This is a genomic window from Anabaena lutea FACHB-196 (genome assembly GCF_014698305.1).
Classification (GTDB): Bacteria; Cyanobacteriota; Cyanobacteriia; order Cyanobacteriales; family Nostocaceae; genus Anabaena; species Anabaena lutea.
On record NZ_JACJST010000004.1, the window covers coordinates 1 to 23,819 of the forward strand.

A 23,819-nucleotide genomic window follows, 5' to 3' on the forward strand; every position below is an offset into this window, starting at 1 on the left:
TAATTAAATTACTAAACGAAGGAGGTCTTATTATTAAATGGGAACGCAAAGTCAAAAATAAAGGTAATGCTGTTTATTCGATTTAGCTGCACAACAGCTTACTAACCATGAAACAGTAGAACCAGAATCATAATTATCTTGGGTATTGGGGAATAGGTCAGATAATTATTTAACCTATTCCCAATCTAGGCATTTAGAAAATCTTCTTAAGGTAGAATAAAACCGTATTTTTGAAATACAACTCTTGCTTCATTACCAGACAAAAATTGAGCAAATGCCTTAACAGCATCAACATTTTTACTGCGTTTGAGTACTGCTAAAGGATAAATAATTGGCGAGTGGTATTTTTCATCTGCCGCAACTACGACTTTTACTTGATTAGAGATTTTGGCATCAGTTTTATAAACTAAACCCGCATCAGCATTACCACTTTCTACAGATGCTAGAACTTGACGCACATTATTAGCGTAAACTATTTTTGGTTTTACTGTTTTCCAAATATTTAACTTTTCTAATACTTGTTGTGCATATTGTCCTGCGGGTACGCTTCGAGGTTCACCAATAGCAATTTTTTTGATTTTTTCATCTTTAAGGTTGTAAAAACTAGAAACACCAACAACATTTTTAGGTACTACCAAAACTAGGCGGTTTTTAGCAATGATCTTACGAGTACCAGCAAGCAAATATCTTTTTTGTTCTAAAGCGTCCATTTGCTTTTTGGCCGCAGAGATAAAGATATCCACTGGCGCACCTTGTTCAATTTGCTGTTGCAATGCACCAGAAGATCCAAAGTTATAACTAATATTAACGTTTGGTTGAGTTTGTTGATAAAGAGGCTTAATTTCTTCCAGTACCTCTTTTAAACTAGCAGCAGCAGAAATCAATAAGTTGGTATTTGATTGTGCGACTACAGCAGAAGGTGTCAAGGTTGGTAAGCCAATTGCAAGTAGCAGAGTAGCAAATGCCGTAGCAATTAAGGTTAGTATCTTTCTTCTTTTGATTGGAAAAGAGGGCTGAGAGTAATTTTTATTCATGGAATTGACACTCGGTATACTTTTACCAAGATTATCATAATATTTACCAGCTATATTGGTAAATATTTTCTCGGAAAAGAAACAGATGAAGATGATCAATCTTAGATTTTGTATCGTAAATTACTTTTTTTAAATCGAGTAGAGCATATTTACCAACCAAGTTGGTGATTATGCTGCTCTAAAATTTTTTTCGGAAAAAGAGCTTTTTTTACTAGCTATATGGATCAGCTATATTTGTAACCTGCATGCTGGTAAGCTTTCACTCAAATTAAAATGCTTTGGAAGCAATTAAAAGCAGCTAAAAAGCAGATGGAAGTTTAGTTACCTCCGTTAAGTATACCTAATTTTACCAACCACATAAAATTTGTAGTCCTTGCTACAAAATACCGATTAAGTTGGTATTTATATCTACCTATAAAGTTGGTATTAGAGATTTGAGGTGTGAGGTAAATGTCTACCCTTTTACGGAATTCACTGTGGATTACTCCGTTACTGATTGCAGTTAGTACGATTACAACTAAGGCTGTTGCAATTACGCCAGTTACTGAGGATGTAAAACAGAAAAAAGAAGCTATAAGTTCTGTAAATAACCAAGATACTAATTCGGAAATAGAGCAGGTAATATCTGTTTCCCAACTTTCAGATGTGCAACCAACAGATTGGGCTTTTCAGGCTTTGCAATCTCTAGTTGAACGCTATGGTTGTATTGCTGGATACCCCAACGGCGCTTTCCGGGGCAATCGAGCCATGACTCGTTATGAATTTGCTGCGGGTCTAAATGCTTGCTTAAACCGAGTTCAAGAATTGATTGCCACAAGTACGACTGATGTGGTTAATAAAGAAGATAAAAAAGGGAACTTGGCAGGTATTATCTTTGGTCAACCGCCAAAGGTAACAAGTAATGATTTTGGAAAAAGAGCTTTTTTACTAACGGATATAAACAGCAATGACAAAAGATTCTGATTTTTTAGCTAATTTAACTGATTTTCTCTATCCTCGACATAGATATTACGGTGAATTTAAGCCTGAGTATTTGGTTTTTAACTCTAATTTACAGGAATTTTCTCAAAGGGTAAACTATATTTGTAACTTGCAAACGGCTGGTAAGCTTTCACCAGAGGATGCTTACACTCAGATTAAAATGCTGTGGAAGCAATTAAAAACCGCTAAAAAGCAGCTGGAAGTTTAGCTAGTCCCCTCTTTTCTAGGGGAAAAATACTCAATGTTACTAACCACTGGAAATCTGTAGTCCTTGCGACAAATTACTAAATTAATTGCTATTAAAGATTTACCTAATTTGATTTCTGAGGATGAAAGCAGTTGCCTTCAAGGCTTTGAGAAATCAACATTCACATATTCAGATGCTTGATTTCTCTTTGCGACTCTGCGTGCGAAAAGAAAAACCCTAAATAGAACTTACGCAATATTTGACTAAAAACCTTATTCTTGCGTAGCGGTAATTCATGAATTACCGCTACTTTTGTGCTGTTTTGCGTAAGTCCTGATAAAATATCTCTGCAAAGCTGAGAATCTTCCTTCATCACCGTAGCATTAGTCTGTAAATAATCCCGAACCCAATCACAACCGGATTTCACGAAATCGAGATTGAGGATTTGCTCTAAATTCCACAAAACCACTGTCTGGTCATCACTACCAGAGGCAATCATAGGAAGACGGGGATGAAAAGCAACAGTACGCACACCGGAATTATGTCCGTTAAGAGTAGTAATTAAAGTGCCATCTTGATTCCATATTTTTACAGTTTCATCAATGCTACTTGTGGCAATCAGTTTACCGTTAGGACTAAAGGCAATACCCCAAACAGCAGCGGTGTGGCCTGTTAATGTTTTCAATAACTTGCCATCCCTTGTCCAAAGCTTGATTGTGGTATCTCCACTACCAGAAGCAATACGTTGACCGTCAGGACTAAAAGCTACTCTCCAAACTGCGGAATCATGTCCTTTGAGGGTGTGTAAAAGTTTACCTTCTGTGTTCCACAAGCGGACTGTACCATCATTGCTGGCTGATGCTAGAGTTTTGCCATCAGGGCTAAATTGAATACTCCAAATAGCGACATCGTGGGCTTTCCATGTTTTAAGAAGTTTACCGTCAGCTTGCCAGAGGAAGATATTACCATCTATGCCACTAGAAGCCAAAGTATTATTTTTCGGATTCCAGGAAACCGATAACACAGTCGCTTGATGTCCTTCTAGACTCTTAACTAAAGTACCGTCTGGTTGCCAGAGTCTAATAACTTTATCTTCTCCAGCAGATACCAGCAATTTACCAGTAGGATGCCAATCCAAATCAGACACATCAGTAGTCAAGGTTTTGATGGTACGTAATCTTATGCCGTCGGTATTAAAGAATTTGATAGTTTTTTCTGTTCCTGTCACAGCCAGCATTGTACCTTGGGGATTAAATGCAACTGTACGAACCGTGCCTATAAAAGCGTACAAGGTTTTCTGATAGATATTTTGAGTTTTCCAGAGGCGAATGATATTTTCTGCTCCGGCTGAGGCAATATAACTGCCATCTGGACTAAAAGCCATATCCCAAATTGTGGCATTATGCCCTCTCAAGGTGGTAATTAAGCTACCATCCCGATTCCATAGCTTGATCGTTTTATCCCAACTGCCTGAAGCAAAGGTTTTACCATCAGGACTAACGGCTAATTGGTAGATGCCAGCATCATGGCCACTGGGTATAGTCTGCAATATTTTACCTTCTCGGTTCCAGATGTTGATATTGGCATCGGCACTACCAGAAATCAGCAATTTACCATCTGGACTAAAGGCTAGTGACTGGACTGGGGCATTATGTCCTTCTAATATCATTTTTAATGTGCCGTCGCGGTTCCAGAGTTTAATGCGATTATCGGCACAGGCAGCAGCTATAGTTTGACCATCTGGACTGAAGGTAATATCTCGAATACCTGTGGTTTCTGACGGAATTTTGTGTAGTAATTTACCTTCTCGACTCCATATTTGCAAGGTGTTAACTCCTCCAGAGATGATGGTGGAACTATCGGGACTAAAATCCATAGTCCAAATACCGGCGCTGTTGGTGGGGATGGTTTTGAGTAATGTACCGTCTCGTTTCCAGAGTTTGATGGTGGTGTCATCTCCAGCAGAGGCAATCATTTTTCCATCTGGACTGAATTTAACGACTCTGACTATTGATTGATGTCCTGAGAGAGTTTTAATGAGAGTACCATCTGGTTTCCAGAGTTTGATGGTTTTATCTACACCTGCTGTTGCTATTTGTTGGCCGTCGGGACTAATATGGACTGCTAAAACTGCGGCTTTGTGTCCTGTAAAATGGTTATATTCTTGAATAGTCAAGACTACTTTTTGCAAGGCAGAATTAACTTGTGCTTGAAGATTGGCATCTGCGCTGTTGAGATGTTGGAGACGCTCTTTGCCTTTAATTGCTTGCAGGAGGGCATCAAAGGCTTTATTAGAGGCATATAAAGCTTCTGAGGAAAGGGCGATCGCTCTCACTTCACTGATTGCTGTTTGTTGATATTGGTTATAAGCTACTAATCCCAGGGCTATCGCTACTAACATCATCACGCTGACTATTCCCAGCATCACCCGTTGTCGTCTCAAGTTCCGCAGTTGTTCTATAGAACGTTTGCGCTCTATTTCTAGTCTCGCTTCTACTTCTTGCAATCTTTCAGCTTCTAGTTTTTTCTCAACTTCTTGTCTTTCCAATTCTTGACTAACGGCTAGAAAACGATAGTCCAAATCACTTAAACTTTTTCCCTGTGTCCACCTCAGCACTTCCTGTAATGCCTGTCCCCGTAGCAACCAGGATTCGTCTATATATCCTGATGCTATCCAGGCGTTGATAGCTTGGGAGTAAGGACGTAAATTTGCTAATTGTTTACTTACCCAATCTAAGTTAAAAATTTGCTGATAAATCGGATTTTTAACTTGCAGAAGTCCTGCTTTTTTTTCTACCAATCCTGTAAGAATCAATTCTGTTTGTTCTGGACTATCATCGCTGGTAATACCATAGTTTTTACCTAACCCCCCAACCTTCTTCCCCCCTCTTGAGAGGGAAGCGGAAAAACTTTTGTTGCTGGAAGGGGGAAAATTCAAAGCCTCTCTCCTGCTAGGAGAGAGGTTTGGAGAGAGGTTTTCCAGATTTTCAGATTCGGTATCCAAAGGACTCGGCAACAAAATTTGTTGATATATTCCCAGCAATCTGCCAATGCGTTGTTCACTATAAAGCAAGCGATCGCGTATAGTTTTTAAATGTTCTGGTTCATCTTGGCTTTCCCAATTGTGGAGAACGTTAATTTCCACCAAGTGATCAACACCCGTTTTACCACTAACCATTGACAACTGACTACTGATAATCTTGCATAACTTTTGTGTCAAAAATGGTTGTCCTCCTGTCCAGTACAGAATTCTTTCTAATGTAGACTGGGAATCTGGAACAACTCCTGTCAATCCTGTTAATAGCGGAGTGGCTTCGGTAAGTTGAAAGCCTTGTAATTCGATGGCTTTGCCCACATTGAAAGGAGTGCGGGTAGTATCAGAAATCAAATCTGCGGGAGTTGCGACACCAAACAAAGCAAATGTCAGACGTTGATATTCTGGTTGTTCAGCACGACGATTATAACAAGCCCGAATTAAAGCAAAAAAATCATCAGTGGAAAATTTCAGACTTAAAACACTATCAATTTCATCAATAAAAATAACGATAGGTGCGGAAACTTGCGCTAAAAGAACAGTATCAATAAAATCACTTAATCTGTTAACATAGGAAAGATGCGATCGCTCTTTCCACCAATTCAGTAAACTGATATTTAACTTAAATGTTTTCACTAAAAGCCCAATCATGGAAGCATACCATTGTTCTGGTGTTACTTCTTTTGTCCCAATTGCCGTAATATCAATTACACCACATTGAATTCCCTCTGCTTGCAGACGGTGGGTTGTTTGAACTCGTAAGCTAGATTTACCCATTTGTCTGGCATTAAACACATAACAAAACTCACCTGATAACAATCCCTCAAACAACATTTTATCTGCTTCTCTACGAACGTAAGTAGAAGCATTTACTGGCAAACTACCACCAACTTGATAAGATTGATTGGGACTAGAATAGGTAAGCATGAAAACAATTAAAAATTAAAAAATAATAACCTCATACCAATTCACCAAAATCCTAATACTTATGAATTAGTTGTAGGGGTTTAGCATTGCTAAACCCCTACGAAAGATATGGTTTTACACTATACATATTTAACCTTGATTGTCAATGCTTAACTCCTATAATTGATCATTTCTTTACTCCGGGAAGAGAGCCGAATGATTATTTCTCTCATTCAAAATTTAAAATAATTACTTTTCTTCCCTGTTCCCTATATTAACATAATCAAGAATTCAAAACCTGAGTAAAGTAGGTTTTATATAATTCACAACTGGGAACTGCTAATTGATTGTAAAACCGAATTAAGCCCACACCTTGTAGTGGAAATGATAGGTTTGGATGTAGTTCAATCCCATTAGGAGATGCAATTACTTGCCGCATTGCTTCTTTAAGATGTGGATGTTGTTCTAAATAACCTAATTGTTGCCGTAAGTGACTATTGAAAATAGTATCAGGGGTGGTGAGATCTGTTAGCAATTGCTCTATATTTCGGTTTTTTTCACTTAGGTGAAATAGGGCTAACTGCGTTAGGTATGGATTTCCCCCAAGCAGTTTATTTAATTCTATCCCAGAGATTTCTGGAGTGGGAGCAGCATAACGAATAGCTAATTCCTGCACTTGCTGTCGGGTAAATGCTGGTAATTCAATTAGTAATCCCACATTAAAGGGTGATTGATGTAAATTTAATGGTAAGAAGACCTCGGTTGAATACACAATTACCAACCGTAATCTCTGCCATAATTCGCTACTACCTGTACTATGTCTAGCTTGTTCATACCAAGCTCGTAGCATTCCAAAAAAGTCAGCAGCTATATCGGGGTAGTTAAACAAAACGTTAACTTCATCTAACACTAAAAGTAGTGGACTTGACGCAGCAGGTAATAAATGGGTTTCAAAATAGTCGGTGCAGCTATAATTGCTGCCAAATAATGGATTCCATAATTCTTCTAAACGGTTGGGTATGCCTAAACTACGGCTTACCATTAGACAAAGCCATTGGAGAAAATGACTTAAATTGCCTAAAACTTGGCTATCTGCCAGTTGTAAACTAACAACGGCTGTGCGACACTCATGTTCTTTGGCTTGAGATAATCCTTGGGCAATTAGAGATGTTTTTCCAAATTGTCGAGGTGCGCGAATGCGAATTAAAGCTCCAGGTTGAAAGATTTCTCGAATAAAGAGTTTTTCTGCTGGGGGACGATAGATATAAAAGGGTGAATCTAGGGACAGTTGTCCTTTTAATGGTGCTTGCAACAAACTAGTGAGAACTGCTTTTGCAGTATCATAATCTGGCTCTTGTTTGATATAGTCATCCTCTCGCAAAGACAGTTCAAAAGCTTTAAAATAGGAAACTAGGGTAGGACTGTCGATAGGATTTTGTCGCCGACGAACTTTAATTAAAGTTTTGGTGCTGATGCCAGTGCGATCGCTCAATTGTTCTAAAGTATAAGGATGACCGGAATTTTCCCGTGCTGCGGACAAGTACTCAGCCGCTTGCAACCGTTGCCAACCTTGAGAACTGAGTATAACGCCTCTTCTGCGTTTTTGAGCTTGTTCGGAGATATGGTCATGGGAAGTCACACGCAATAAACAGCTAGCTGTTATTAGACTAATTTAAGAAGTTATTTTATCAATCTTTGTTTTCTGAAAAATAAAATTCCTGTTCCGATTGTTAAATTACCAGCTTAAAGTTCCATCGGTACTGGTTTTTTAAATTTGATTCTGATAAGGTAACAATTTACATCAGTAAAAATTAAACATTCTTGCTACTAAAAAAAATTGCATACCCTATTCTCCCTAAATTCTGTTAGTTGTCATCACTTAATAGATTTAGGACAGCAAGGTTAAATTATGTCAGCAATATTGGAATTCTTGGCAAATATTTTATTTTCCCGTTCTTATATGCCCCACGGGCATTGCTATCTCTGGCAAACTCCACTGGTGGGTTTATATGTAGTTAGTGACGCGCTAATTGCGATCGCTTATTTCTCGATTCCGGCAATGCTAATCTACTTTGTCCGCAAACGGAGTGATATGCCTTTTTCCAAAGTCTTTGTCTTATTTGGGGCATTCATTATCCTCTGTGGGACGGGGCATCTCCTGGATATTTTGACACTGTGGTATCCCTACTATTGGATTTCTGCCATTGAACGCGCCTTCACTGCCTTGGTTTCCTGTTATACAGCGTTACAACTGGTGGAACTTCTGCCCCAATTTTTGGCATTGCGAACACCAGAACAGCTAGAAGCCATCAATAAAGAGTTACAAAAGCAAGTAGCAGAACGGCAACGCACGGAAGAAACTCTGCAAATGATTGTATCCGGTACTGCTTCTGTAACTGGAGATAAATTTTTTCCCGCTTTAGTCGAAAACTTAGCCACAGCCCTGGATGTTGCCTATGCCATAGTGTTTGAAACCGTTGACAACTCCTTACAAAAGCTGCGGAGTATTAACGTGTGGACAGTAGATCATCTAGCAGAAAATTTTGAATATGAACTGATTAACACTCCTTGTAAAAAGGTAGTTCAAAAAAATATGCTGTGTGCCTATCCTAGTGGCTTGCAGCAGATATTTCCCGGTAATGCACTGATTGAAAGGCTAAATGCCGACAGCTACCTAGGCGTTCCCTTAGTCGATATTAATCAAAATGTCATTGGCAACCTGTGTATCGTTGATGTTAAACCGTTTCAAGTAAACGATCGCAACAAAGACCTTCTCAAGGTTTTTGCAGCACGGGCTTCTGCTGAACTACAACGCAAATGGGCAGAAGAAGAAAAACACCAAGCTTATCAAGAACTAGAATTCCGGGTGCAAGAACGCACTGCTGAACTTGTGGCTGCCAATAAAGCCTTAGAAGTCGAAGTTAGGGAAAGAACCACAGCAGAAACTGCCATGAGAGAAATGGCAGAAAGAGAAAAGGCCATTAACGGTGTAATTCTGCGAATGCGTCAAACCCTCAACCTAGAATCGATTTTTAATGTCACCACTACAGAATTACGGCAAACTGTTAAGTGCGATCGCGTTCTGATTTACCGCTTTAACCTAGACTGGAGTGGGGAATTTGTTTCTGAATCTGTCGCGGAGTCTTGGAATATATTGCTTCCCGCACGGGCAAATGATCCCAAACTCACCCAAGTTGCTGTTGAAGGGAATGATTGCATCACAACTCAACTCAGCACTTCAGAGGTTTTGAATCGGGATACTTATTTACAAGAAAATGAAGGCGGTATTTATCGCCAAAAAAATAGTTATTGCTGTGTTAGTGATATTTACACAGCCGGATTCAATCGTTGCTATCTCAATCTTCTCGAAGAATTGCAAGCACGAGCTTACATCATCACACCGATTTTTTGCGGTAAAAAACTCTGGGGTTTGTTAGCAGTTTATCAAAATGGCAACCCCCGGCAGTGGCAAGAATCAGAAATCGGAATTATTACCCAAATTGGCAATCAATTGGGAGTGGCTGTACAACAAGCCGAACTATTTGCCCAAACTCAACAACAAGCAGAAGAACTAAAACGAGCCAAAGAAGCCGCCGATGCTGCTAACCGGGCTAAAAGTGAGTTTCTCGCTAATATGAGCCATGAACTGCGGACTCCACTTAACGCCATTCTCGGCTTTACTCAGTTAATGCAACAAGACCAATCCTTAACTTTTGACCATCAACGGTATATCGAAATCATTAACCAAAGTGGTGAACATCTGCTGGGACTGATTAATGATGTCCTGGAAATGTCAAAAATTGAAGCAGGACGAACCACACTTTATGAAACAGAGTTTGATCTGTACCAACTGCTGGCTAGTTTGGAAGCTATGCTGCAACTAAAAGCCGAATCCAAAGATTTGCAACTGAGTTTTGACTGTGATCCTACTGTACCGCATTACATCAAATCTGATGAAAATAAACTCCGTCAGGTACTCATAAATCTGTTAAGCAATGCTATCAAGTTTACAGAGCAAGGAAGCGTAACTCTGCGAATTAGAAATCAGCAGTTATCAGCGGGTGACACTGAATTACTGACTACTCAGCACTCGCTCTTTTTTGCAGTTGAAGATACAGGCCCCGGTATTTCTCCAGAAGAAATTGGTGATTTATTTCAGGCATTTCAGCAAACACGAGCCGGACATAAATCTAAAGAAGGAACAGGTTTAGGGTTGCGGATTAGTCAGAAGTTTGTACAATTGATGGGTGGTGAAATTAATGTTTGTAGCGAGTTAGGTCAAGGTAGTTGTTTCACGTTTCACATTCAGGCTGGTTTGGCTCAACCAATGCCTAGTTCCAAATCTTTCCTCCTTGATCATGCAGTTAGTATTGAACCTGGACATAACTATCGAATTCTGATTGCCGAAGATAATTCTACTAACAGATTGCTACTGGGCAAAATTTTGATAAGGTTAGGCTTTGAAGTACAAGAAGCTGAAAATGGGCAAATTGCGATCGCACTCTGGCAGCAATGGCAACCTCACCTGATTTTTATGGATATGCAGATGCCTATTATCGATGGCTATGAAGCTACTCGACAAATTCGGATTAGGGAGCAAGAGTTAAACCAAATGCAAACTCCTACAAAAATTATTGCTCTCACTGCCAGTGCCTTTACAGAACAGCGAGAGGAAAGTTTGTCCGCTGGCTGTGATGATTTTGTCAGCAAACCATTCCAGTTGGAAGAAATCCTGGAAACTCTTTCCCAACATCTACAAATACAATACTTGTATACATCTAATACAGGCAATAAAATTACTTCCAACTTAGTAAACAAGACAGATTTTATTCTTGATAGAACTGCCTTAGATATTATGCCCATCGAATGGATTAAGCAATTACACTTCGCATCTGCCCAAGGTAATGATGCTGATAGTCTTAAGCTGATTACTCAAATTCCACCTGAACACACTTTACTCATCGCAGCTTTAACTAAATTGATTTCAACTTATCAATTTAAGCAACTGATGATATTGACTCAACCAACACAAGAAAATATGTAAGGTAAATTTATGAATAATCAAAATAACCCAGACACATTTATATTACCAACTACCCCGATAAATATTTTGATTGTTGATGATTTTTTTGAAAATATTCGTCTCCTCTCTACTATTTTAGAGCAGAATGGCTACCAAACCCGCAAAGCAATCAGTGGCTCAATGGCTCTGACAGCAATTGAAGCATCTCTACCCAGTTTGATTTTATTAGATATTAGAATGCCAGAAATGAATGGCTATGAAGTTTGTGAATATCTGAAATCAAACCCTAAAACTGCCAATATTCCCATTATTTTCTTAAGTGCATCAGAAGATGTGACTGATAAGGGAAGAGCTTTTGAAGTTGGTGGTGCAGACTACATTACTAAGCCATTTTATATAGAGGAGGTTTTGGCGCGTGTTAAACATCAATTGAGTATTATCACGGCTCAAGAAACAATTTCTTATCTCAAGGAATGGATAAAAGAACTACAAAAAAAGATTGAATAACAAAAGTTTTTTCTTTATTTAGATGATTTATTTCCCTCATTTATTTAAAAAAACAATTACCTATCTTTTTAAAATAATTAATGAATATGCCCGGACAAAAAAATGTATTTCTAGCGGATATTTTAATTGTTGATGATAAGCTTGAAAATATTCGATTTTTATCTGATTTTTTATCAAAACAAAATTATCAAGTTCGCAAAGCAATCAATGGACAAGCAGCATTAATGGCTGTTCAGGCACTTGCGCCAGATTTGATACTTTTAGACATTAATATGCCAGGAATGGGCGGTTATGAAGTATGCAAAGCTTTAAAAAATGACCCAAACAGTCAATCAATTCCTGTTATTTTTTTAAGCGCTGGTAATGATATTACTGATAAGGTTAGAGCATTTGAAGTTGGAGGTATTGACTATATTACTAAACCATTTCACTTAGAGGAAGTGTTGGTAAGAGTTCAAACTCAGTTAAAGCTTAAACACTTACAAAAAGAGCTAGAAGCTCGTAATGATCAATTAGAAAATACTCTACTAGTATTACAAAATGCTCAAGCTGAACTTATTCACAAAGAAAAGCTACTGAATGCAAGTCGAATTGCAGCCGGCATTTCTCATGAAATTAACAACCCTCTCAGTTTTATTCTTTGCAATCTTAATCCTGCATCTGAATATAGCGAAAAGCTAATTGGTCTGATTCAGCTTTATCAAAAAGCATTTCCAGATCCGAATCCCGAAATTAAAAATTTTATCAAAGAAATTGAACTGGAATTTTTGACTCCAGATTTTACCAGAGTAATTCATTCTATTCGCACTGGGGCAGAAAGAATTCGCGCAGTTGTTCATGCTCTACATATTTTTGCTCGTCTTGATAAGTCAGGTATCAAACCTTTCGATGTTCACCAAAGTATCGATAGCGTTCTCATGAATCTACGCTATCAACTGGCATTAAAAGATGGTTTAGTTAGCGTGGAAATTTTCAAGAACTATGAAGATTTACCAGAATTTATGGGCTATACAAATTTATTTAATCAAGTGTTAATGAATATTTTGCAAAATGCTATAGATGCACTGCATTTAAAAGTAAATTCAGTGATTGATAGTTCATTCAAACCCATAATTTCCATTCATACACATACTACCCAGGAAAATAAAGCAATCATCAGTATTAAAGACAATGGTATCGGAATTGCCGAAGAAAATAAGGATCGTCTATTTGAGCCGTTTTTTTCTACAAAATTAGTTGCTAAAGGTGTTGGTTTAGGCTTATTTACTAGCCACCAAATTATCACTGAAATTCACAAAGGTCGTTTGATTTACAAAGCTGTCCCGGAAGGAGGCTCAGAATTTATCATTGAAATTCCGATTACAGGATTTTTCGGTTAATTTAGACTTTATATAGCCGTTGACAGGGTAGTTAGGACATCAATTGATAATAGGGTTTTACTCCTGAACCGATAGCGCAGCGTGGCGTAAGCCATAGGTCTGCGAAGCGTCTCCTGACTCCTGCTATAAAAGCCAGAAATATTCTTTAAATAAAGTAGGGGGTAAAGAGCAATGCTCCTTACCCCTACAAGCTAGGCAAAAGCCCAGACTCACAATTTGAAAGTGTGAGATTTGTTTTATACCAAACCGCCAGCGGCTTGAAAACGAGCGCGAGCGCGTTTAAAGGCTTTAGTTGCTTGGATTTGTTCTTGACGGTCGCCTGCGGGTACTTGATTCAGAAGAGTTTGGGCTTGGCTGTAAGCGGTACGGGCTTCTTCCAGGTTAATTTTGTCGCCACGTTCAGCACCGTTGACCAAGATAGTCACTTCGTCTTCATCAACTTCAGCAAAACCGCCCAAAAGTGCGATCGCTTGCCAATCTTGATTTTTGTTAGCGCGAACCCGCATTACACCTATATCTAAGGCAGATAACAGCGGCGCGTGTCCACTCAAAATACCTAATTGACCAGTAGTGCTAGGCAAAACTACTTCTTCAGCTTGGGCATCCCAAACGGTTTTATCTGGGGCAATTACACGAACAGTTAGAGTCATATTCTTTAATTTCTACTTAGTAATCGGTGATTGGTAATTGGTAATTGGTGAGCCACTGCGGTGGACGGGTTTCCCGGCATAAAGCAAGTGGCGTTCACCGAAGGTGTGCCGGAGGCATCACCCGAAGGGTAATTGGTAATTGGGACAAATTTCTTACCCATCACCCATTACCCATTACCCATTACCTATTAGCCCTTGAGCTTTTCAGCTTTAGCGATCGCTTCGTTGATATCGCCTACCAAGTAGAAAGCTTGCTCTGGTAAAGCATCCAATTCACCAGACAGAATTTGCTTGAACCCTTTAATCGTGTCTTCCAACTTCACATACTTACCAGGAGAACCGGTAAATACTTCTGCTACGAAGAATGGCTGAGATAAGAAACGCTCAACTTTCCGCGCCCGTGCCACAACCAGACGGTCTTCTTCAGACAATTCATCTAAACCAAGAATGGCGATGATATCTTGTAGTTCTTTGTAACGTTGCAGAGTGGATTGTACAGCCCGTGCAGTGTTGTAGTGGTCGTCACCAACGATGTTGGGCTGAAGCATGGTAGAAGTAGAACCCAGAGGATCTACCGCTGGATAAATACCCTTAGCAGCCAAACCACGAGACAATACTGTTGTCCCGTCCAAGTGAGCAAATGTAGTTGCAGGTGCGGGGTCAGTCAAGTCATCCGCAGGTACATATACAGCTTGAATAGAAGTAATAGAACCTTCGGTTGTAGAAGTAATCCGTTCTTGCAATGCACCCACGTCTGTACCCAGAGTAGGCTGATATCCTACCGCAGAAGGCATCCGACCCAACAGTGCAGATACTTCAGAACCAGCTTGTACAAACCGGAAGATATTGTCAACAAACAGCAATACGTCTTGCTTGTTCACATCACGGAAATACTCAGCCATTGTCAAACCAGACAAACCAACCCGCATTCTTGCTCCGGGTGGTTCATTCATTTGACCATAAACTAGAGCAATCTTGGAGTCGTTGAGATTATCTTTATTGATAACCCCAGATTCCATCATTTCGTTGTAGAGGTCATTCCCTTCACGTGTGCGCTCACCCACACCCGCGAATACAGACACACCACCGTGTTGGGTAGCGATGTTGTTGATCAATTCCATCATGATCACGGTTTTACCAACACCTGCACCGCCGAACAGACCGATTTTACCACCGCGTCTATAGGGAGTCAGCAAGTCCACAACTTTAATCCCTGTTTCAAACACAGAAGGATTGGTTTCCAAGTCTGTGAATTGGGGAGCAGGACGGTGGATAGGTAGAGTTGCTTCAGCATTTACGGGACCCTGGTTGTCTACAGGTTCACCCAAAACGTTGAAAATCCGTCCCAAAGTGGCTTTACCCACGGGTACGCTAATGGGAGCGCCAGTATCAACAACTTCCAAACCACGTACTAAGCCGTCTGTAGTACTCATCGCAACAGCCCGTACTTGGTTGTCGCCTAGCAATTGCTGTACTTCAACGGTGAGGCTAAGGTTTTGTCCGGCTTCGTTGGTGCCTTTGATGGTCAAAGCGTTGTAGATTTGAGGTAACTTCCCGCCGGGAAATTTAACGTCTACGACTGGACCGATGATTTGGGTAATGTAACCGATGTTTGTTTTTTCTGCGGTGGTGACCATGCTGCGCCTAAATGATTGAAGCTATTTTTGAGAGTGGGTCGTAAACGACCTGAGATCAAGCAATGTCATCTATCAGGTTAGCACTGAACGCCCCCACCTTCGCCTTAAATTCATTATTAAGAGCAGATCCCCGATTTTGTGAAAATTCTTCAAATACTTAGTAATATTCGGTATCATAAACGTAAACACGTGTCTGTGTGGTTCTTGTATCTTACTCAACCGATGACCGCTATAATGGATGTTAAACTGCTCTAAAATTAAAAAGTAATGACAACTCAAGCAGAAATAATCAATCAATTAAAAACCCTAGAAGCGCTTTCTCAACAAGGAGGATATAGTGAAATCCTTGCTTTATCACTAAGAAAAATCATTACTCAAGAAATAAATAATGTTCAGCAGCAAATCAAAGAATTAGAAAATGATTTGCAAGTATTTGAGCAACAGTATCAATTATCATCTGAGGATTTTTATCGGCAATTTAAAACAGGTCAATTAGGAGATGAAGTAGATTTTGTTGAATGGAGTGCTTTTTATCAAATGTGGTCTGATTTACAGGCGCGGTTAACTTTACTTCATTCTTAAACTGAATATGATAGTTCAAGATTATCTGACAGAAATAAAAGCTAAATTAATTACCAGTTCTATAATTAATAAGATTGCTATTGTTAAAGAAAGAGCATTATCTGATCAAGGTTATTTTCGAGCAAGATTGAATTTAACGAATGGTGATTTTTTAGAAGTGGTGGAATTTTTTAAAGTCCAGGGAGATAAATGCATTACAGAAACCTATCGTTATCAATGGATGGATGCTACTCAAACCCAGTTAAGAAAGAGATGGGATAATGTAGATCATTTTCCTAATTTACCGAATTTTCCTCATCATGTCCATATTAAAGAAGAATCTAATGTTTATGCAAGTGTTTGTAGGAATATTTTAGAAATAATTGATTTAATTAGTCAGGAAATTAAATAGAGAAGATGATAATTTCCAAAAATTGCATTATTCGTCTCTAGGATTTTCTGTATAAGTGAGGTTTATTTGGTATCAAAAACAAAGATGCCATGTCTAGATTTGACACGGCTGAAGTATAATTATACCCCATCCATCTTGAAAACTTAAGTTTTCGCCATAGAAAAAACTATAGGTTTCAACGTAGACGGGGTTTATATGGGGAAAAAGGGTTTTAGCCTTGTTTACTTTTCTTTACACAGTTTGGTTTTATTGTGCTTACCTACTTAGGGTTTGCTGAGAAAGTCTTTTCGTGGAGGTAGGTGACAGGTGACAGGTGACAGGTGACAGTTTCAAGAGTTGGATGGGAACGATTTTTCCTTTGAGTAGGAATTAAATGCAAGGTTTTTCAGTTTCCATCTCGTAAAAGCTTGCACTTTTTTTTTACCGGAAAACGGCTCAAACCCTTTACCTGCAAACTTTTCATATTTATTAAGCAAGCCCTACTTAGTTGCAAAGTTATAAAGGGATCTTGTGCATCAAAAGCAGAAATGCCATGTCTGAAGTCAACATGGTAAGGATTGAATTATAGTAGTTAATTTATTTATGCTTTAACTGCGGTTGCTTGTTTGCGTTTGCGAAGAGTGGTAACGCCAAAAGCACCTAAGCCTAAGATGCCCATGAGGGAAGCAGGTTCAGGGACAGTGGTAGGGTTAGGAACTACTACTTGACCAGCACGAGCAAAGCGCAAATTGTCAATGGCAAAACCAGCTGGTTCTGCACCGACTAAACTAAACTGTAGCCCGGCTATCTTATTCTGACCATTGTCAGTTACCAAGCCAAGAAATTCGATGCCTAGTCCGGTATTGGTGACTGATCCGAGTAATGCACCAGTTCTATCAAATGCCGTGATTGCAGTTCCACCAATGGCATTGAAAAAGCCGCCATCTAATCCTACTCCAGCTATGTCTGTATCAAATAGAATACTTATAGGTCCGTTAAATGTGGGGGAACCAGATAAAACAGGACTTGTTGGGTTAGCGCCATCATTGACAATTCTTGTCGGGGGTGAATTGGGATTTAGAGTTAAGGAAGCGGTGGGTGTTCCCTTGACAAATCCATTAGGATTGGCTCCTGCTGGAAAAGGACCTACACCTACAGTTTGTCCCAGGAATATACCACCAAATTTTACAGTGGGCGCACCAGCAACACCACCATATAAAGATGGTGCGTAAGTTGGATTCAATGTATTGACTGGCAATTCGCTAAAGGTTATTAGTCCGGCATCTGCGGTGAAGGCATCTTTAGTAATTCTGACAATACTTGTGGCGTTTGCTGATGACTGAAAAGTCACTAAAGATAGAGACAAAGCTGATGCCATGCCTAAAGCTGAAACTGGTTTGATTTTTACAGAACTCAATCTAGTCATTGATGCAATCCTCAAAAACGATTAATAAAGGCAGCGCTTCACATAATTACCTATTCAATGTTGTTATGTCAGATCATTAAATAGGGCAACTCTTTAACCTATGTTTTTGAATAGGTAAGAAAATGTTGAGGCATACGGTTTTCCTATTTACTAAGATAAATACGAGCGTTTAACGCCTGTCAAGCGGTTTTTAGCAACTTCACAGAAAAATAACTGAGAGAAAAAACTACTTTTTTGGGGGAGGATGGCGTAAAAATACTGAAAATACTTACAATATTTAGGCTTTCAAGGAAGTTTAGTAGGAGATTTAATTGCTGCTATATATAAACTTTTGATGAAGCTTGTAAAAATACCGTTTTGTATGCAGTGGAGTATCATTAACTTCTGTCGTTGCTGCTGAGAACGCATACCCAGAGGTTCTGCTTCTCTAAGTAGAGCAGGTAGAACCTCCAGAACAGCTTTCTCAGTCTGGAGACTGGGAACGAGGAAATATACATTTCTAAATCCTCTAAATACCCTAAAATAGGAGTAAGTTCAAAAAGCCGTTTACATTTCCCCCAGCCGCTTCATCTTTATTACTTATGAATTTCTCGTCAGCACGACAGTATTTTTATCAGGAGATTCAACAACCTGACGAGTGTATCAACTTGGCAAAGGCAGCTTTGTATATTGCCCAAGAAGAATATCCTGATATTGATACTGAAGAATATCTCAACGCCCTTGATACGATGGCGATGGAGTTAGAGGAACGCTTACCATCTTCCCGCTATCCGCTGCGGATGATTCAAAGTATTAATGAGTATTTATACGAAGATTTGGGTTTTAGTGGTAATAAAATAGATTACTACGATCCTCGTAATAGCTTTTTCAATGATGTAATCGAACGCAAAACAGGGATTCCCATCACTTTAGCATTGGTTTACCTGGAAGTAGCAAAACGCATCAATTTTCCGATGGTGGGGGTGGGAATGCCAGGACATTTCCTGATTCGTCCAGATATCCCAGATATAGAGATTTTTGTGGATGCGTTTAATCAGGGTGAGGTCATGTTTGCACAAGATTGTCAAAACAGGCTTTCTCAAATTTATCAGCAATCGGTGACGCTAAAACCTGAATTTTTAGCAGCAGTGAGCAACCGTCAGCTATTAACAAGAATACTCACAAATTTGAAATATATTTACCTGAAACAGCAAGATTTAGAAAGAACCCTCGCCGCAGTTGAACGAATTTTATTGTTGTTTCCCGATGTAAGTTTAGAATTAAGAGATCGAGGTTTGCTGTACTATCAACTTGGTCAATTTACCCAAGCTATAGAAGACTTACAAAGTTATTTAGCCAAGGTTCCTAAAGCTGATGATGCAAATGTAATTCGCCAATTACTGAAAAAGTTGGGTAAAAATAGTTGAAAAAGTTCAAAATTACGAATTACGTTGGCGGTAGCCTGCCGTAGGCACTATTACGAATTACGAATTATCCAGTTCTTCTGCAACTCGTTGAAGACGACGCAGTTGAGCTTCCATATCTGCTTTTGTCCAAGTTGCTGCGAAGGTATTGAAACCCCAACTTACCAACGGGTTAGGAATCTGGAACTGGAAGCGGTTAATTAAGATTGTACCATTGGCGACGGGTTGACATTCCCAGCGATCGCTTCCTTGGAAAAATCCCTCGAATCCCCAGATTACCAAACCTGGTTGCCGTTCGACAACTACTGTATTTAAAGTCGGTTTTAGTCCCGGAATTTGAATGATAAATCGACTTTGACTACCGATATCTGTACTCCAGATTTCTCCCACAGGTTCGCAACGGAGAACAGGGTTAAGCCAACGGTGCATAAGAGTTAAATCTGTAAAACAGCGCTCTACTGTTGAGGCTGAAGCATTAATTTGGATTGATTGCTCGATAATTTGGGCAGATTTCATAGTTTTTTTCTGAGTTTAACTTTAGTCAGCAATTCATCTTTAATGCGGTTTAAAATCGAAGTTTCATCTAAAGTTGATAAAATTTGGCTAACTACCGCCCTAGGACCCTCAGACCCCCAAGTAGCGCCATTAGCTAAATAAGCTTTTGTGACTTGTCCAATCCCATAGGAAGAGACACCAGCTACTCCAGCTTGAGTTACGGCTATAGATAGATAGGGAGCCAATGTCACTCCTGCTGTTGCTGTTGCAGACATACCAAGTAAAGTTTTTAAACCACTTAAACCCAAATTTGCTAACAGTTCACTAGCACCGATACCACCCATACTCAGGGCGATTTTTTGGAGTAATTTCACAGCACCAGTTTCGGTCATGGGAATACCGTAAAGTTTAGATAAGCCTAAAATTAAGGAGATATCAATAATCACAGCACTGAGGATATCAACTACAGTAACAGGATTGAGAGCGATCGCAATAGCTTTAGTCATCACAGCTTTCCAAATCAACTCATTGGCGTTCTGTTCCCGAATCATCAGTTTCCGCTGTAAGACTTGCTCATTTACATTATCAGCATAAAGCATCGTATTCAGCGCCACCAAAGCTTTACCCTCCCGTTGGAGAATCTCCAAAATTTTTAGTTTTAGTTCATCAACTTGAGCATTACCTTGACGCAACTGTATACCTCTGCTACCATCGGCACGACGCACCGCAGTTTTTACCAATGGTGAAGCCGCAGACATAACAATTTCATCCGGTGAAACTAACTCTCGCACCCTATCGTCCCGGATTTTTTGGTAAATTGCCATTCTGTCAGCTTCTGGATATTGGTCAACTTTATTAAATACCAAAATTATGGGTTTACCAGCTTCCCGCAACTGGGAAAGCGCCTCATGTTCCATTTTTGTCATATCCGCAGTAATGACAAAAAGAATCAAATCTGCCTGTTTTGCTATCTGTTCAGCTAACGCAGCGCGGGTTTCACCATCGACTTCATCTAATCCAGGAGTATCAATTAATTCTACTTGGGATTGATTATTGCTACGTAAAGTAACTCGTAAAGCCCGTTCCGTTTCACCAATTATTTCTTCGGTAATAGTCCAATTAACCTTTTGTTTTGTACGGGTGACACCGTGTAATGGTCCAGTCTCAAATACTGATTGTCCAACTAAAGCATTGAGTAAGGAAGATTTACCTCGTCCCACCATACCAAAGGCCGCAATCTGCACCACCATGCTGTCTAATTTGCTCAACATGGTTTCTAAATCTGTAATTTCTGCTTCCAAGCCGGATTTTTCTTGGGGGGTGAGGTCAAGATTATTGACTAAATTTCGCAACGCGGTTTTGGCTTGTTTATAATTGAGTTCAGCTTGAATGTCTTCAAAGGTGAAAATAGCGCTGTCTAGTTCTTTTTCCCATTTGCTCGATTCGTTCGCAGGGGGTTCGGGTAATGTTGATGTCATATCAATATTTTAGATTTTGGATCTACCTCAGTTTTAATCCTAGTACCGCCTTAGAGGATGTCTGAAAACTTTTTCGTGTGGGATATAACACTTGTAGATCCTCCTAAATTCTCCTTAAAAAGGAGGACTTTGAGTAATTTATCCCCCCTTGGAAAGGGGGGTGAGGGGGGATCTTGATCAATTCTGATACTTCTCAGACATCCTCTTAAATTCAAAATTCAAATGAATACCACATCTACGATTTGGTGGTGCAACAATTCAGTAATTCAGTTGTGGGTACTCAATCGCCGACTGATTGATTCTGGCTACTGACTCCTGGCTCCTTCTTCATTTCCGCTGTTATCTACTAGTGATGAGAATATAAAGTTTGTTTCTCGCCATCATTCTTAGTTTAACTTTTCTGATCTCAAAACCAGGAAATTAGTTTCTGCATGGTTTTAGTTGACTGCTGGTGGTATAGTTTACCGTTAGGCTTGATGGTTACATACCTCTATTTTGCGAATTTTTAAGTAAAAATGCTTGTAATATCAACACTTTAACAGTAATAATAACCGTATATACCCTATAAATGAAGATATTTAATATATGTATCTAGTTGCTATTTACCACGTAGCATCCCCTTCCGATATTGCCTATACTGAAATATCAAGATTAATTTCTTGTTTTTAACTAGTTCCGTGGGTTTAAGTCCCCCGGTTCTATAATCGGCAAGTTTTGTGTTGGGGTTAAATCCCCATTACAAAACTTAATTACGTATCCCTAGCGGGACCGTAGGAACTATTACGAATTACGTTCGCGTAGCGTTTCCGAAGGAAATATTACGAATTACGAATTATTTTAATTGAGCTTTACCTAAACCTAATGAATAACATTTTGATAATTGAAGATGATCCTCTCATGCGAGAGCTTATTCAGCAAATTCTTGATCTGGCAGGGTTTTCCACGATTACAGCCGAAGATGGATTGGTTGGACTAAACATGATTAAAGAGCATCATCCAATTCTGATTATGTGTGATGTGATGATGCCTCATTTAGATGGCTATAGTTTGATTGAAATATTACATCAAGATCCAGTCACTGCGCTCATTCCTTTTATTTTCTTAACTGCTAAAGATGAGCATTGTGATCTGCGTCAAGCAATGAGCCTTGGTGCTGATGATTACTTAAGCAAACCATTTAATGCCGAAGAACTTCTCGAAGCGATTACGACACAACTCAAAAAACGCGAAATATTTACCGAATATTATCTAAATCAGGTTCAGCAAATGGAAGCTAAACTCATGTATTTAGATCGTCACGACAGCTTAACTGGTTTACCTAATCAATTTTTATTAGAAGAACATTTTAATCAAACTCGTCTTCAAGCTTACAATGACCGTCAAATTCTGCCTTTGTTACTTATTGATATAAATATTTTTCACCAGACAAAATTAATTTTTGAATCTAGCTTAAGGCAATTATTACTAAAAGCTGTGGCTACAAAATTAAATGATATGCAGTTGCAGAATCATGCCATTGACTTAATTTCCTATTTGCAAACAGATAAATTAGTGATTTTGTTAAAGTCAACTCTAGATATTCAGGTCGCTGCTGATATTGCTCAAAAGATTTTAGACAATCTATCACAACCTTTATTTTTTAATAACCAAGAAATTTCTCTGACAGCTAAAATCGGGATTACTTGTTATCCTGATGATGGTCTTCAACTAAATGAATTACTGACCAATGCTGAAGTTGCTTTAGAACATTATAAACAACAAGATACCAGTTTTTATCATTTCTCCAGTCCAGAGATACTAAAGACGGTTTTTAGAAAAACTATTTTAGCAACTGATTTAAACTACGCTCTAGCACGAAATGAATTTCAGCTTTACTATCAACCTCAGATCAATATCACAACTGGTCAGGTTGTCTGTGTAGAAGCATTGATTCGTTGGCAGCATCCAGAACATGGCTTTATTTCTCCCGCAGAATTTATTCCCATTGCCGAAAAATCAGGTTTTATTATCCCTTTGGGAGATTGGATATTAAAAACAGTTTGTCATCAACTTGTTGTTTTCCAATCAGAGGGATTGGGTGATTTTAATATGGCAGTAAATATATCAGCTTGTCAGTTTGCCAACCCAGATTTCAGTCAGCGAGTGATTGATATTATTACAGAAACAAGTCTTGCCCCTAAGTTTTTAGAATTAGAATTGACTGAAAGTGTATTTATTGAAGATGTGGAAGTGGTAAAGGAAAAACTAAATGAGTTATGCAATCATAATATTCAGATATCCATTGATGACTTTGGTACAGGTTACTCATCTTTAAAATATCTACAAGAGTTTTCTTTTCATCACCTGAAAATAGATCGTTATTTCATTACTAATATCGACAAAATAGACAGTAAACAAGTAATTGTCAAATCTATCATGCAAATGGCAGATAATCTCAACATCAAAATTATTGCTGAAGGAGTAGAAACAGAAGATGAACTATGTTGGCTCAGACAAAATAACTGTAATGTCATCCAGGGATATTTTTTTAGTCGCCCTCTAGCACCAACAGAGTTGAAAAAATTTTTATTGACTATACAATGCCGCAAATTTCAGTGAGTCACCATTCATGTGTGTGATGCCTGCGGCCAGCATAGCTATGGTTTCCATCTCTGTTATCACTATTAGCAGGTTATGAACTATAGCCAACTTTAGCCCAGCTTGGATAAGAGCAGTTACATCTGTCAA

Annotated in this window: 17 protein-coding genes and 1 pseudogene; 10 read left to right on the forward strand and 8 right to left on the reverse strand. The window is 39.0% G+C overall.

The window, feature by feature from the left end; all coding sequences use genetic code 11:
- Positions 1-206: 206 nt before the first annotated feature.
- Entirely contained in the window at positions 207-1,001 is a 795-nt protein-coding gene (gene modA, locus H6G59_RS05755; protein WP_190712799.1) for a molybdate ABC transporter substrate-binding protein, read from the reverse strand.
- A gap of 306 nt (positions 1,002-1,307) precedes the next feature.
- Here modA and H6G59_RS27805 point away from each other — a divergent pair, with 306 nt between their 5' ends.
- The 3 genes and pseudogenes from H6G59_RS27805 (at position 1,308) to H6G59_RS05765 (ending at position 2,223) form a co-directional block, all read left to right on the forward strand.
- Complete coding sequence (locus tag H6G59_RS27805; protein WP_422601992.1) at positions 1,308-1,355, forward strand: hypothetical protein; 48 nt, start codon at positions 1,308-1,310, stop codon at positions 1,353-1,355.
- Between the two features lie 129 nt (positions 1,356-1,484).
- A pseudogene (locus tag H6G59_RS05760) lies at positions 1,485-1,880 on the forward strand (iron uptake porin); the annotation flags it as partial.
- Between the two features lie 100 nt (positions 1,881-1,980).
- Positions 1,981-2,223: a DUF7219 family protein gene (locus H6G59_RS05765; RefSeq protein WP_190712332.1), complete on the forward strand. Its 243-nt coding sequence runs from the start codon at positions 1,981-1,983 to the stop codon at positions 2,221-2,223.
- A gap of 160 nt (positions 2,224-2,383) precedes the next feature.
- On the opposite strand, the gene H6G59_RS27245 is transcribed toward H6G59_RS05765, so the two are convergent.
- Together H6G59_RS27245 and H6G59_RS05775 are read right to left on the reverse strand one after the other, a co-directional pair.
- A complete protein-coding gene (locus H6G59_RS27245; RefSeq protein WP_190712334.1) occupies positions 2,384-6,163 on the reverse strand; it encodes a WD40 domain-containing protein in 3,780 nt (1,259 codons plus the stop codon).
- Positions 6,164-6,425: 262 nt separating this feature from the next.
- Positions 6,426-7,781: an AAA-like domain-containing protein gene (locus H6G59_RS05775; protein ID WP_190712336.1), complete on the reverse strand. Its 1,356-nt coding sequence runs from the start codon at positions 7,779-7,781 to the stop codon at positions 6,426-6,428.
- 270 nt (positions 7,782-8,051) lie between these two features.
- On the opposite strand from H6G59_RS05775, the gene H6G59_RS05780 reads away from it, so the two are divergent.
- From H6G59_RS05780 to H6G59_RS05790, 3 genes are all read left to right on the forward strand, one after another.
- Complete coding sequence (locus H6G59_RS05780) at positions 8,052-11,186, forward strand: GAF domain-containing protein (RefSeq protein WP_190712338.1); 3,135 nt, start codon at positions 8,052-8,054, stop codon at positions 11,184-11,186.
- A gap of 9 nt (positions 11,187-11,195) precedes the next feature.
- On the forward strand, positions 11,196-11,672 hold the full coding sequence (locus tag H6G59_RS05785; RefSeq protein WP_190712340.1) for a response regulator: 477 nt from the start codon (positions 11,196-11,198) through the stop codon (positions 11,670-11,672).
- Between the two features lie 86 nt (positions 11,673-11,758).
- A complete protein-coding gene (locus tag H6G59_RS05790; RefSeq protein ID WP_190712342.1) occupies positions 11,759-13,051 on the forward strand; it encodes a hybrid sensor histidine kinase/response regulator in 1,293 nt (430 codons plus the stop codon).
- Between the two features lie 236 nt (positions 13,052-13,287).
- On the opposite strand, the gene atpC is transcribed toward H6G59_RS05790, so the two are convergent.
- Complete coding sequence (gene atpC, locus H6G59_RS05795) at positions 13,288-13,701, reverse strand: ATP synthase F1 subunit epsilon (protein ID WP_190712344.1); 414 nt, start codon at positions 13,699-13,701, stop codon at positions 13,288-13,290.
- 188 nt (positions 13,702-13,889) lie between these two features.
- The gene (gene atpD / locus H6G59_RS05800; protein WP_190712346.1) at positions 13,890-15,338 is read right to left on the reverse strand and encodes a F0F1 ATP synthase subunit beta; all 1,449 of its coding nucleotides are present in this window, start codon (positions 15,336-15,338) and stop codon (positions 13,890-13,892) included.
- Positions 15,339-15,605: 267 nt separating this feature from the next.
- Here atpD and H6G59_RS05805 point away from each other — a divergent pair, with 267 nt between their 5' ends.
- On the forward strand, positions 15,606-15,920 hold the full coding sequence (locus tag H6G59_RS05805) for a hypothetical protein (RefSeq protein ID WP_190712348.1): 315 nt from the start codon (positions 15,606-15,608) through the stop codon (positions 15,918-15,920).
- A 7-nt stretch (positions 15,921-15,927) separates the two neighbouring features.
- Entirely contained in the window at positions 15,928-16,311 is a 384-nt protein-coding gene (locus H6G59_RS05810; protein ID WP_190712350.1) for a toxin-antitoxin system TumE family protein, read from the forward strand.
- A gap of 580 nt (positions 16,312-16,891) precedes the next feature.
- Here the strand turns inward: H6G59_RS05810 and H6G59_RS05815 are convergent.
- Positions 16,892-17,716, reverse strand: coding sequence for a PEP-CTERM sorting domain-containing protein (locus H6G59_RS05815; protein WP_190712352.1), 825 nt, complete (start codon positions 17,714-17,716; stop codon positions 16,892-16,894).
- 581 nt (positions 17,717-18,297) lie between these two features.
- Between H6G59_RS05815 and H6G59_RS05820 the strand changes: the two genes are divergently transcribed.
- Positions 18,298-19,122: a SirB1 family protein gene (locus H6G59_RS05820; protein ID WP_190712354.1), complete on the forward strand. Its 825-nt coding sequence runs from the start codon at positions 18,298-18,300 to the stop codon at positions 19,120-19,122.
- Positions 19,123-19,179: 57 nt separating this feature from the next.
- Here the strand turns inward: H6G59_RS05820 and H6G59_RS05825 are convergent, their stop codons facing one another.
- Both H6G59_RS05825 and H6G59_RS05830 read right to left on the reverse strand, forming a co-directional pair.
- Positions 19,180-19,635, reverse strand: coding sequence for an SRPBCC family protein (locus H6G59_RS05825; protein ID WP_190712356.1), 456 nt, complete (start codon positions 19,633-19,635; stop codon positions 19,180-19,182).
- Complete coding sequence (locus tag H6G59_RS05830) at positions 19,632-21,092, reverse strand: GTP-binding protein (protein WP_190712358.1); 1,461 nt, start codon at positions 21,090-21,092, stop codon at positions 19,632-19,634. The genes H6G59_RS05825 and H6G59_RS05830 overlap by 4 nt, the downstream gene beginning before the upstream one ends.
- A gap of 861 nt (positions 21,093-21,953) precedes the next feature.
- Here H6G59_RS05830 and H6G59_RS05835 point away from each other — a divergent pair.
- On the forward strand, positions 21,954-23,690 hold the full coding sequence (locus H6G59_RS05835) for an EAL domain-containing response regulator (protein WP_190712360.1): 1,737 nt from the start codon (positions 21,954-21,956) through the stop codon (positions 23,688-23,690).
- The last annotated feature ends 129 nt before the right edge of the window (positions 23,691-23,819 follow it).

Coding starts and splice junctions, on each gene's coding strand:
- H6G59_RS05815 (WP_190712352.1), bottom strand. CDS start 17,716: ATGACTAGATTGAGTTCTGTAAAAATCAAACCAGTTTCAGCTTTAGGC.
- H6G59_RS05810 (WP_190712350.1), top strand. CDS start 15,928: ATGATAGTTCAAGATTATCTGACAGAAATAAAAGCTAAATTAATTACC.
- H6G59_RS05825 (WP_190712356.1), bottom strand. CDS start 19,635: ATGAAATCTGCCCAAATTATCGAGCAATCAATCCAAATTAATGCTTCA.
- H6G59_RS05805 (WP_190712348.1), top strand. CDS start 15,606: ATGACAACTCAAGCAGAAATAATCAATCAATTAAAAACCCTAGAAGCG.
- H6G59_RS05785 (WP_190712340.1), top strand. CDS start 11,196: ATGAATAATCAAAATAACCCAGACACATTTATATTACCAACTACCCCG.
- H6G59_RS27245 (WP_190712334.1), bottom strand. CDS start 6,163: ATGCTTACCTATTCTAGTCCCAATCAATCTTATCAAGTTGGTGGTAGT.
- H6G59_RS05820 (WP_190712354.1), top strand. CDS start 18,298: ATGAATTTCTCGTCAGCACGACAGTATTTTTATCAGGAGATTCAACAA.
- atpD (WP_190712346.1), bottom strand. CDS start 15,338: ATGGTCACCACCGCAGAAAAAACAAACATCGGTTACATTACCCAAATC.
- H6G59_RS05830 (WP_190712358.1), bottom strand. CDS start 21,092: ATGACATCAACATTACCCGAACCCCCTGCGAACGAATCGAGCAAATGG.
- H6G59_RS05780 (WP_190712338.1), top strand. CDS start 8,052: ATGTCAGCAATATTGGAATTCTTGGCAAATATTTTATTTTCCCGTTCT.
- atpC (WP_190712344.1), bottom strand. CDS start 13,701: ATGACTCTAACTGTTCGTGTAATTGCCCCAGATAAAACCGTTTGGGAT.
- H6G59_RS05765 (WP_190712332.1), top strand. CDS start 1,981: ATGACAAAAGATTCTGATTTTTTAGCTAATTTAACTGATTTTCTCTAT.
- H6G59_RS05835 (WP_190712360.1), top strand. CDS start 21,954: ATGAATAACATTTTGATAATTGAAGATGATCCTCTCATGCGAGAGCTT.
- H6G59_RS05790 (WP_190712342.1), top strand. CDS start 11,759: ATGCCCGGACAAAAAAATGTATTTCTAGCGGATATTTTAATTGTTGAT.